11 protein-coding genes are annotated in these 11,055 nt (G+C 61.1%); 5 read left to right on the top strand and 6 right to left on the bottom strand.

The window, feature by feature from the left end; genetic code table 11:
• Positions 1-559: 559 nt before the first annotated feature.
• Both FBY12_RS14175 and FBY12_RS14170 read right to left on the bottom strand, forming a co-directional pair.
• Positions 560-1,306: a DUF2063 domain-containing protein gene (locus FBY12_RS14175; RefSeq protein ID WP_145253262.1), complete on the bottom strand. Its 747-nt coding sequence runs from the start codon at positions 1,304-1,306 to the stop codon at positions 560-562.
• Positions 1,299-2,138 (bottom strand): DUF692 domain-containing protein, encoded by an 840-nt coding sequence (locus FBY12_RS14170; protein WP_145253260.1) that lies wholly within the window; start codon positions 2,136-2,138, stop codon positions 1,299-1,301. Before FBY12_RS14170 ends, FBY12_RS14175 begins: the two co-directional genes overlap by 8 nt.
• 327 nt (positions 2,139-2,465) lie before the next feature.
• On the opposite strand from FBY12_RS14170, the gene FBY12_RS14165 reads away from it, so the two are divergent.
• Positions 2,466-3,512 carry a class I SAM-dependent methyltransferase gene (locus tag FBY12_RS14165; protein WP_145253258.1) on the top strand — a complete coding sequence of 349 codons (1,047 nt, stop codon included), beginning with the start codon at positions 2,466-2,468 and terminating at the stop codon, positions 3,510-3,512.
• 144 nt (positions 3,513-3,656) lie between these two features.
• Complete coding sequence (locus FBY12_RS14160) at positions 3,657-4,499, top strand: NAD-dependent protein deacetylase (protein ID WP_145253256.1); 843 nt, start codon at positions 3,657-3,659, stop codon at positions 4,497-4,499.
• Positions 4,500-4,528: 29 nt separating this feature from the next.
• Here the strand turns inward: FBY12_RS14160 and FBY12_RS14155 are convergent, their stop codons facing one another.
• Positions 4,529-5,431, bottom strand: a complete 903-nt coding sequence (locus tag FBY12_RS14155; protein WP_092280254.1) for a LysR family transcriptional regulator — start codon at positions 5,429-5,431, stop codon at positions 4,529-4,531.
• 310 nt (positions 5,432-5,741) lie between these two features.
• On the opposite strand from FBY12_RS14155, the gene FBY12_RS14150 reads away from it, so the two are divergent.
• From FBY12_RS14150 to FBY12_RS14140, 3 genes are read left to right on the top strand one after another with little or no spacing between them, the layout of a single operon-like run.
• Positions 5,742-6,440 (top strand): CoA transferase subunit A, encoded by a 699-nt coding sequence (locus FBY12_RS14150; RefSeq protein WP_092280252.1) that lies wholly within the window; start codon positions 5,742-5,744, stop codon positions 6,438-6,440.
• Between the two features lie 36 nt (positions 6,441-6,476).
• Positions 6,477-7,142, top strand: coding sequence for a CoA transferase subunit B (locus tag FBY12_RS14145; protein ID WP_121731354.1), 666 nt, complete (start codon positions 6,477-6,479; stop codon positions 7,140-7,142).
• An 11-nt stretch (positions 7,143-7,153) separates the two neighbouring features.
• Positions 7,154-8,335 carry an acetyl-CoA C-acetyltransferase gene (locus tag FBY12_RS14140; protein WP_145253254.1) on the top strand — a complete coding sequence of 394 codons (1,182 nt, stop codon included), beginning with the start codon at positions 7,154-7,156 and terminating at the stop codon, positions 8,333-8,335.
• 50 nt (positions 8,336-8,385) lie between these two features.
• Here FBY12_RS14140 and FBY12_RS14135 read toward each other — a convergent pair whose 3' ends face one another.
• The 3 genes from FBY12_RS14135 to FBY12_RS14125 all read right to left on the bottom strand — a co-directional run bounded on the left by FBY12_RS14135 (position 8,386) and on the right by FBY12_RS14125 (position 10,923).
• Positions 8,386-9,705 (bottom strand): Nramp family divalent metal transporter, encoded by a 1,320-nt coding sequence (locus FBY12_RS14135; protein WP_145253251.1) that lies wholly within the window; start codon positions 9,703-9,705, stop codon positions 8,386-8,388.
• 104 nt (positions 9,706-9,809) lie between these two features.
• Complete coding sequence (locus tag FBY12_RS14130) at positions 9,810-10,379, bottom strand: DUF3833 domain-containing protein (protein WP_256663314.1); 570 nt, start codon at positions 10,377-10,379, stop codon at positions 9,810-9,812.
• 10 nt (positions 10,380-10,389) lie between these two features.
• On the bottom strand, positions 10,390-10,923 hold the full coding sequence (locus FBY12_RS14125; RefSeq protein WP_145253250.1) for a chalcone isomerase family protein: 534 nt from the start codon (positions 10,921-10,923) through the stop codon (positions 10,390-10,392).
• Positions 10,924-11,055 lie beyond the last annotated feature (132 nt).

The raw sequence follows: 11,055 nt of genomic DNA, 5'->3' as shown, positions 1-11,055 counted from the left end.
TTGTTGGGTGGGGGATTGGCGTTCGACCGCGATTAATGTGGGAGTGAGCCTGCTCGCGATGGCGGTGGGTCAGTTGAGGTTGATATCAACTGGCACACCGCTTTCGCGAGCAAGCTCAGCTCCCACAGGGGATGTTTGCTGGATGCAGGATTGGCGTCCGACCGCGATTAATGTGGGAGCGAGCCTGCTCGCGATGGCGGTGGGTCAGTTGAGGTTGATATCAATTGGCACACCGCTTTCGCGAGCAAGCTCAGCTCCTACAGGGGATTTTTGCTGGGTGGGGGATTGGCGTTCGACCACGATTAATGTGGGAGCGAGCCTGCTCGCGATGGCGGTGGGTCAGTTGAGATTGATATCAACTGGCAGACCGCTTTCGCGAGCAAGCTCAGCTCCTACAGGGGATTTTTGTTGGATGCAGGATTGGCGTTCGACCGCGATTAATGTGGGAGTGAGCCTGCTCGCGATGGCGGTGGGTCAGTTGGCACTGATATCAACTGGCACACCGCTTCGCGAGCAGGCTCACTCCTACAGGTGCGGTGCTGTTGGGTGGAGGTTGTGCTCAGGCGGCCGCACCGACCACTCTTTGCGCATGCATCTGCTGCAATAACGCCCAGCCGTTTTCCATGAATTCGCTCGACCCGGCAGCGCCCGCCTCTTGCGCTAGCCCTTGCAGGTGCGCCCGGCCATCCAGCGCAGGAAATTCGCCAATGCGCTGCAACAAGCGCCACGCCAGCGGGCTCAATTCGGCGAACTTCACGCTCCAGTCCTCTGCGCGCCGAACCAACAACAACGTCGGCTGATCCGGCGCAGCGTCAGGCTGATAATTCGGGCCTAAAAGCTGCACCGGCCAGGCATACGCCAACGGCCAGGCCAGTGGCGATACCCGCAACGGCCGCTCCAGCATTGATTCCGCATCGCTGGCCGGCAACGGCTGGTCAGCCGCCTGCTGCAGCACCATTTCTACCCATTCGTAATGCGCCAACTCGGCCATGAACACCGGCCAATCACCCGGCAATCCACCGGCAATAAACCCGACAAACTCGCGGGCGATTTCCCCAAATTTCGGCGTTTGTGCGCGGTGGTCACGCAGAAAGGCTCGCAGCAGCACCCGCCAATCTTCCTCGCGGAGAATCTTCACCAGCACCGGAAACGTGCCGCTGAGCAACAACGACAAATTGTTGAACACCAGATCGCGGTAAACCTGCACCCGCGCGGCATCCATTTCGACCGGCGCCGCGCAGTTCTCGGGATCGCGCAAGTAGCGGGTCAGGGCATTTTGCTGCTGATGCAACGAGGATTTATCCACGGCTCACCTCGACCGCTTGCAAGCCACGAATGATCTGCAACTCGGCGACCAATTCGGAGAACGCCGGGAAGTTGAAGTCGCGCTCCAGCAGCGTCGGTTGCGCACCAAATCGCGCATAAGCCTCGGACAACAACGACCAGACCACCGGTTTCACCGAAGCGCCGTGGGTGTCGATTTTCAATGTGTCGGACTGGTCGAAATGCCCGGCAACGTGCATGCCCACCACGCGACCGGCATCGATACCGGCCAGAAATGCCTGTGGGTCAAAACCGTGGTTGATTGAGTTGACGTAGACATTGTTGACGTCCAGCAACAGGTCGCAATCCGCCTCGCGCAGGACGGCGTTGGTAAACGTCAGCTCGTCCATGTCCTGCCGGGGCGCGGCGTAATAGGAGACGTTCTCCACCGCCAGCCGCCGTCCGAGAATGTCCTGCGCCAGACGAATCCGCGCGGCAACGTGGTGCACCGCTTCTTCGGTGAACGGCAGCGGCAGCAGGTCGTAAAGGTGACCGTCATCGCTGCAATAACTCAAATGTTCGCTGTACAGCGGCACGTTGAAGTGATCGAGAAAACCGCGCACTTCGTGCAAAAACGCCACGTCCAGCGGCGCCGATCCGCCGAGTGACAAGGACAAACCGTGACAGGACAACGGATAGCGTTCGGCCAACGCACGCAACGCTGCGCCATGGGCGCCGCCGATGCCGATCCAGTTTTCCGGCGCGACTTCGAGAAAGTCGAAGTCACCGGCCGGCGCTGCCTGAAGGTCGCTGAGCAAACCACGACGCAGGCCCAGGCCGACGCCGGGTTTGGGGGATAAATTGGGTGTGTGCATGCTGCAGGCCTCATCTCGGTTGAAAAAATTCGGTCAACCGAGTGAACCGCGCGCGTGTATCGCTGCTGTGTTTGAAACGGGCGGCAATCGTCTGCCGACGTGTCTCGCCGGCCCACGTACACACTGCAATACAAACCACCTGAGCCTCGCTCCCACCGAAGATTGCTGCCGGGCATGGAGCTTTCGTCGGCGCGAAACGCGGCTATCGGGTGGCGAACTAGACTTGATAGTTACCCCGCAAGGATTCAATCCACGACCACCGCCCAGAGGCGCATGCCTCGATAAACACTGCCTCTGGACCGTGATCCTGCAACAGGAGCACACGTGATGGACGAGGCCAGACTTAACGATTTCATGGGCAAACTGATCAACGACACGGGCGGCGCGGCGATGCTGGCCAACGTCATGCTCGGCGAAGAACTGGGCCTGTATCGGGCCATGGCCGACAGCCAGTTGATCAGCCCCGAAGCACTCGCCGACAAAACCGGCTGCCACCCTCGCCTGCTGCGCGAATGGCTCAGCGCTCACGCCGCGTCCGGCTACATGGAACACCGAGACGGCCAGTTCCGCCTCCCCGAAGAACAGGCATTGGCGCTAGCCAACGAAGACTCGCCGGTGTACGTGGCGGGCGGTGTCGGCGTGGTTGCGTCGTTTTTCCATGACAAGGACAAACTGATCAGCGCCATGCGCGGCAACGGCGGGCTGCCTTGGGGCGAGCACCATCCCTGCATGTTCAACGGCACCGAACGCTTTTTCCGCCCCGGCTACAAGGCACATCTGGTCGCCGAATGGCTGCCGGCGCTGGACGGCGTGGTGGCTAAACTCGAGGCCGGAGCCAAGGTTGCAGACATCGGCTGCGGCCACGGCGCTTCTACGGTGATCATGGCCCAGGCTTATCCGAATTCGCGTTTTGTCGGTTTCGACTACCACGCGCCCTCCGTCACCGTCGCCTGCCAACGCGCGGAAACCGCTGGCGTCGCCTCGCGCGCGCGGTTTTTTCAGGGCACCGCGAAAAGCTATCCCGGCGACGACTATGACCTGGTCTGCTACTTCGACTGCCTGCACGACATGGGCGATCCGGTCGGCGCGGCGCGCCATGCCTGCAACTCGCTGAAACCCGACGGCACGGTGTTGCTGGTCGAGCCCTACGCCAATGATTCCCTTGACGACAACATCACCCCGGTGGGCCGCCTGTTTTACGCGGCTTCAACGTTCATCTGCACGCCGAATTCGCTGTCTCAGGAAGTCGGCCTCGGGCTCGGGGCCCAGGCAGGTGAAGCGCGTTTGCGCAAAGTGTTCACCGAGGCCGGATTCAAGCAATTTCGCCGAGCAACGCAAACGCCGTTCAACCTCATCCTCGAAGCGCGCAAATAACCCGAACTGCTACCAGATGCGTAGCTGTTCCCTCTCAATTGATGGGTATCAAGTTCAAAAAAGCTCCATTTGCCTGAGGAACTCTGCTCGACACCTGGCAAATGCTACGCTGCCAACACTCAAGGCCTACCCGGAGTGTTGAACATGCTCGACAGCCCCATCCGCGAACAGCTCGACCGACTTCAGCAGTTGATGGCCGACCGGCCGTTCGCGGTTCTGACCGGTGCCGGTATCAGCACGCCGTCGGGCATTCCGGACTATCGCGACAACCAGGGCGTGCGCCGTGGGCGGCAACCGATGATGTATCAGGAGTTTCTCGCCGCACCCGAAGCGCGCCGGCGTTACTGGGCGCGGGCGATGCTTGGTTGGCCGCGAGTGCGCGTGGCCAGTCCCAACGCGGCGCACGAGGCGCTGGCCAGTTTGCAGGGTTCGCGGCAGATCGGCGGGTTGATCACGCAGAACGTCGACACGTTGCACGATCAGGCGGGCAGCCACGATGTCATCGAACTCCACGGCAGCCTGCATCGGGTGCTGTGCCTGGATTGTGGCCAGCGTAGCGAACGCGATGCGATTCAGCGCGTGATGGAGGCGCAGAATCCGTACCTGGCGGGCGTCGATGCGGTGCAAGCGCCGGATGGCGATACGCTGCTGGACCCGGCGTTTGAAGCGCGATTCCAGGTGCCGCATTGCCCGCATTGCGGCGCCGCGCGGATGAAGCCGGACGTGGTGTTTTTCGGTGAAAACGTTGCGGCCGTCACGGCGGCGCGGGCGCTGGCGGCGGTTGAGGACGCGGCGGGATTGTTAGTGGTCGGTTCTTCGCTGATGGCGTATTCGGCGTTTCGCTTGTGTCGGGCGGTGGTGGATCAGGGCAAACCGCTGATCGCGATCAACCTCGGCAAGACCCGGGCGGACGAGATCTTGCAGATGAAGATTGAAGGGTCGTGTGAGCAACTGCTGCCACTGCTGGCGCAACGCCTCAATTGCTGAGCAAACCCGATCCCACAGGGGGAATGCGTTTATCCATCCGATAATCGCTGGCCGAGGTTGGCTTGCTTGAAGATGTCGAACAACGCCTGCGCCGCCGCCGACAGTTCGACTCCCGGTTTGGTCAGCACGCCAATCGCCCGTTCCACCACCGGGTCGCGCAGGGTGATGCAGTGCGCGCCCGACTCCTGCATCTGCCTGACGCACAGCGCCGGCACCGCGCTCACGCCCAAACCGCTGGCGACCATGCGCCCGACCGTCGCCAGTTGATGGCTTTCAAATTCCACCGGCAACTTCATCCCGCGAGCCTGCAGGTGTTCTTCCAGCATCACCCGCACGGTCGACGGACGTTGCAGGGTGATGAACGGTTCCTTCAACAACGTTTCCCAGTCGATTTCCGGCCGGTCGGCCAGCGGTGAATCCGGCGGCACCACGGCGACAAAGCGGTCGATGTACAACGGCGTAAACTGCAGCGACGTGCTGTGCGCCGGTTCGAACGAAACGCCGAGTTCGACTTGGCGGTCGCGGACCATTTCCAGCACCTGTTCGTTGATCACGTCGTTCACCGTCACGTTGACTTTCGGGTAGCGTGCGCGGAAGGTTTTGAGGATCGGCGGCAGCAGGTTGCCGGCAAATGACGGCATCGCCGCGAGGGTCACGCGACCGCGCTGCAGGGTAAAACGTTGGCGCAGTTCGTCTTCGGCATTGTCCCAATCGGCGATCAGCCGTCGGGCCAGCGGCACCAGCGATTCACCTTCCGGGGTCAGCGCGACGTTGCGCGTGTTGCGTGTGAACAGGCGGCCACCGAGGCCTTCTTCGAGGGCCTTGATGGTCAGGCTCAACGCCGATTGCGACAGGTGCAAGCGCTCGCAAGCGACGGCGAAGCTCAGGCTCTGCGCGACGGCGAGAAAGGCGCGGATTTGCTTGACGGTCATGGTCGCGTTGCTCCGGTGATGGGCGTGCAAGTTATTTGTAGGAGCATGGCTTGCCCGCGATGGCGTTTTTGAAATCGTCATCGCGAGCAAGCTTTGCTCCTACAGGTTTATGAGGCGCCTGTGAAATCGTCTTCGCGAGCAAGCTTTGCTCTTACGGCAGGAATGATATTGACGTAGGGCGCACGGACGTCATTGGTGAGTTTTATCTATCAATCGTACTTAAAAATCAACTTAACAAATGAATCGACCGGCGCGACACTCGGTTGCATTACGGCTAGCCAGCCGCCCATCAAGAATAAAAGAGGTGCATATGGCAGGTTTCGACAAGCGCGTGAGTTCCTACGAGGAAGCTCTGGCAGGTCTTGAAGACGGCATGACCGTGATCGCTGGCGGCTTCGGCCTGTGCGGGATTCCGGAAAACCTCATCGCCGAGATCAAACGCAAAGGCACCCGCGACCTCACCGTGGTTTCCAACAACTGCGGCGTCGACGGTTTTGGCCTCGGCGTGTTGCTGGTTGATCGGCAGATCAGCAAAGTCGTGGCCTCCTATGTCGGCGAGAACAAACTGTTCGAAGACCAATTGCTGAAAGGCGAAATCGAAGTCGTGCTTACCCCGCAAGGCACCCTCGCCGAAAAAATGCGCGCGGGCGGCGCCGGCATCCCGGCGTTCTTTACCGCCACTGGCGTCGGCACCCCGGTCGCCGAAGGCAAGGAAGAACGCGAATTCCACGGTCGCCGCTACATCATGGAAGAGTCGATCACTGGCGATTTCGCCATCGTCAAAGGCTGGAAAGCCGACCATTTCGGCAACGTCATCTATCGCCACACCGCCCAGAACTTCAATCCGCTGGCCGCTACCGCCGGCAAAATCACTGTGGTCGAAGTCGAAGAAATCGTCGAGCCCGGCGAGCTGGACCCGTCGCAGATCCACACCCCTGGCATCTACGTCGACCGGGTCATTTGCGGCACGTTCGAGAAGCGCATCGAACAGCGCACCGTGCGTAAGTGATCCCCTGCCCCCGGACCGAATGAAGGAATAACAACAATGGCACTTTCCCGCGAACAAATGGCTCAGCGCGTCGCCCGCGAAATGCAGGACGGCTTCTACGTCAACCTCGGCATCGGCATTCCGACCTTGGTCGCCAACTACATCCCTGAAGGCATGGAAGTCATGCTGCAATCGGAAAACGGCCTGCTCGGCATGGGCCCGTTTCCGACTGAAGACACCATCGACGCCGACATGATCAACGCCGGCAAGCAAACCGTAACCGCACGGATCGGCGCGTCGATATTCTCCTCGGCCGAATCGTTTGCGATGATTCGCGGCGGCCATGTTGACCTGACCGTGCTCGGCGCTTTTGAAGTGGATGTGCAGGGCAACATCGCTTCGTGGATGATCCCCGGCAAGATGGTCAAAGGCATGGGCGGCGCGATGGACCTGGTCGCTGGCGCCGACAACATCATCGTCATCATGACCCACGCGTCGAAGGACGGTGAGTCGAAACTGTTGGCCCAATGCAGCCTGCCGCTGACCGGCGCCGGGTGCATCAAGCGTGTCTTGACGGACCTCGCCTACCTTGAAATCAAGGACGGCGCGTTCATTCTCAAAGAACGCGCGCCGGGTGTCAGCGTCGAAGAAATCGTCGCCAAGACCGCCGGTAAACTGATCGTGCCGGAGCATGTTCCGGAAATGCAATTCGCTGCTCAGTGAGGAATCATTCCATGCAAGACGTCGTTATTGTTGCCGCCACCCGCACCGCCATCGGCAGTTTCCAGGGCGCGCTGGCCGGTGTGTCCGCGGTTGATCTGGGCGCGGCGGTGATCCGCCAGTTGCTCGCGCAAACCGGGCTCGACCCGGCGCTGGTCGATGAAGTGATCATGGGCCAGGTGTTGACCGCCGGTGCCGGGCAAAACCCTGCGCGCCAATCGGCGATCAAGGCTGGCCTGCCGTTTACTGTGCCGGCGATGACCCTGAACAAGGTCTGCGGTTCGGGCCTAAAAGCCCTGCATCTGGCGACCCAGGCAATTCGTTGCGGCGATGCCGAGGTGATCATTGCCGGCGGCCAGGAAAACATGAGCCTGTCCAACTACGTGATGCCCGGCGCGCGCACCGGTCTGCGCATGGGCCACGCGCAAATCGTCGACACGATGATCAGCGACGGTCTGTGGGATGCGTTCAACGATTACCACATGGGCATTACCGCCGAGAACCTGGCCGAGAAGTACAGCCTGACTCGCGAACAGCAAGACGCTTTCGCCGCCGCCTCGCAGCAGAAAGCCTCGGCAGCCATTGAAGCCGGGCGGTTTGTCGATGAGATCACGCCGATCCTGATCCCGCAGCGCAAGGGCGATCCGCTGTCCTTCGCCACCGATGAACAACCCCGCGCCGGCACCACTGCCGAGTCGCTGGGCAAGTTGAAAGCGGCGTTCAAGAAAGACGGTTCGGTCACGGCCGGTAACGCCTCGTCGCTGAACGATGGCGCGGCGGCGGTGATCCTGATGAGCGCCGACAAAGCCAAGTCGCTGGGCCTGCCGGTATTGGCGAAAATCGCTGCTTACGCCAACGCCGGCGTGGACCCGGCGATCATGGGCATCGGCCCGGTGTCGGCAACCCGCCGCTGCCTGAGCAAGGCCGGTTGGTCGATCGAGCAACTGGATTTGATCGAAGCCAACGAGGCGTTTGCCGCGCAATCGCTGGCCGTGGCGAAAGATCTGGAATGGGATCTGGACAAGGTCAACGTCAATGGCGGCGCAATTGCCTTGGGCCACCCGATCGGTGCTTCGGGTTGCCGAGTGCTGGTGACGTTGCTGCACGAAATGATCAAGCGCGACGCCAAAAAAGGCCTCGCCACCCTGTGCATCGGTGGTGGGCAAGGCGTAGCCCTGGCGATCGAACGCACCTGATCCACCCTGCTCTGATCGTTCCTGCGCTCCGCGTGGGAACGATCAGCAGCTCACGCCGCCAGTTGCAAGATCAGCCACGCATTCGCGGCGCTGATCACGGCGAACAAGCCCCACGCCAGCACCCGCGTCGGCAGTTTGTTGACGAACGGCCCCATCAGCTTCCGGTCGTTGGTCATGCTGATCAGCGGGTACAACGCAAACGGCAATTGCAGGCTCAGCACCACTTGGCTCATCACCAGCAATTTACCAATCGCGTTATCGCCCATCAGCCACACTCCGATGAACGCCGGGATCAGCGCCAGCCCCCGCGTGATCAGGCGTCGTTGGTAACAAGGAATCCGCAGGTTCAGGTAACCCTCCATGATCACCTGGCCGGCGATGGTCCCGGTGAAGGTCGAACTCTGCCCCGACGCCAGCAGCGCGACGCCGAACAACACGCTGGCCAGCGCTCCGCCCACCAACGGATCGAGCAAGTGATAGGCGTCCTGAATGTCGACCACTTCGCTGTGCCCGGTGCTGTGGAAAGCCGCCGCCGCCAGAATCAGAATCGCCGCGTTGACCAGCAACGCCAGCGCCAGCGAGCCGATGATGTCGATGCGCGCCAGCTTCACGGCGTCCTGCTTGCTCGCCAGGTCCTTGCCGATCATCCGTGTCTGCACAATCGAGGTGTGCAAATACAGGTTGTGCGGCATCACCGTGGCGCCAAGAATGCCGATCGCGATGTACAGCGGCGCGGCGTCGCTGATCGCCGCCAGCGACGGCGTGAAACCTTGGGCGACGTCCGGCCAGTAAGGTTTGATCAGCAGCAATTCGACGAAGAAACACGCGCCGATCGTGCCGACCAGCACCAGCATGATTGCCTCGAGGCGGCGGAAACCACGATTTTGCAGGGCCAGCACCAGCAAGGTGTCGAAGGCCGTCAGCGCAATACCGGTGGTCAGCGAACAACCCAGCAGCAAATGGAACGCCAGCGCGCAGCCGAGCACTTCGGCGAGGTCGGTGGCGATGATCGAGATTTCCGCGAGCACCCACTGAACCCGCGCGGTGCGGGTGCTGTAGCGCTCACGCGAGAGTTGCGCCAAGTCGCGGCCGGTGGCGATGCCCAGCCGCGAGCACAGGCACTGCACCACCATCCCGGCCATGCTCGCGAGCAACACCACGAACAACAAACTGTAGCCAAACCGTGACCCGGCCTCGATTGCGGTCGCCCAGTTGCCGGGGTCCATGTAGCCGATCGACACCAGCAAACCCGGGCCGGCGAAGCGCAGCATGCGTTTGAAAAACGTCGCGCTCGGATCGACGGCGACACTGCCGGCGACTTCCGGCGGGCAAAACGGCGCGGTGGCGAGTTTGGGCAAACTGAATTTCACGCGATCATCCATCAACAGAAGCAAAACGCGCAGCTTAGACGTTTCAGTCCGAGCGCCCAAGGGGCAAATGCCCCGGTATCAGGCGCCGTGACCGCGCGAATGGTTCACGTACCCTGCCGACGGAAAAACAGCGTGACCTGACCGACCTCAAAGCCGAACTTGGTCATCGCCGAGCGATTGGCCAGAGTGTTTTCGTCGATCAGATACATCCAGTCATCGAGGTGCACGTCGTAGACCTTGTCATCGACCGGCAGGCTCAGCACGTAACGCCAGTGCAGCGCATTGCCGGCCACCTCGCCGCTGGACTCGCCAACCACATCGCCCGCCGTGCCACGCCAGCGCCCGGGGCCGTCGGGGCGCAGGGTCCAGACGCGGGTCTGTTGGGTGCCGTCGCTGTAGGTGAAGTCCTCGTGCATGATCAGATTCTGGCCGTCCATGCGGCTATTGATCAGCACGTGAAAGCGCTTCACCACCTCGCCCGAGCGTTTCTGAAACATGCCCCAGCCGTCGACGCGCCCGAGGAAAAACCCCGGCAGATCGAGTTTCGGATTCTCCTCGCTGTAGCGCTTTACATCGACGCCACCGCAACCGGCCAGGCCCAGAAGCGAGCCCAGGCACAACACCAGCAGCAGTTTTTTCAAAAGCATCTTGTCCAGAAGCAGATGTTTCAGCATCACGGCGCTCTCACGGTGGGTTAGTGCCCAGCAACTGCCGGCGCAACTCGGGGTTACGGGTTCTCGGGTCGAGCCAGATCGCAAAAAACGCCTCGGCGAATTGCGCGTCCCGCACTTCGTGCTGCAATTGCTGGCCGACAAAGAATTGCGCGCCCTGCCCCGGCAAATACACGCCGGTAATGCGCGTACCAGCAGTCACATCGACAAACGAGCGCTGCATCTGCACCTGCCATTCGGCCAATTGCGCGTCGCTCACCGATTGGCCGGACAAGCGCTTGATCTCATCGACGCTGGCCTGCACCAGATCGTCGCGGGAAATCTTGCGTTGATAAATCAATTCCAGCGCAAACGGCTGATCCATCGCCAGCGGCCGCGTTGCGCTCCACAGCCGGGCGTTGTAGACGTCGAAGCCAAATACCCGAAATTCGCCGCTGCCGATGATCTGCGCGCCGGGCAAGGCTGCCTGCCAATTCGCCAGCGCTGGGGTAGCGAGCAATGCCAGCAGCAACAAGCCGTGATGCAAACGCAGTTTGGGTTTGTTCATGGTGATCAAGCCATCGTCGGTGTCTGTTAAAAGTTATACACCAATTAACCATTTGTACAACTTTGCGGATTTAGCGTTTTGTATACAAAACAGCGCAATCGGTAGAGCAATCCGCCGTACTCGGTGCTAACG

This window comes from Pseudomonas sp. SJZ131 (genome assembly GCF_007828705.1).
Lineage (GTDB): Bacteria > Pseudomonadota > Gammaproteobacteria > Pseudomonadales > Pseudomonadaceae > Aquipseudomonas > Aquipseudomonas prosekii.
Note: the sequence above shows the minus strand (reverse complement) of the source record. Positions and strands in the feature narration are given on the sequence as shown.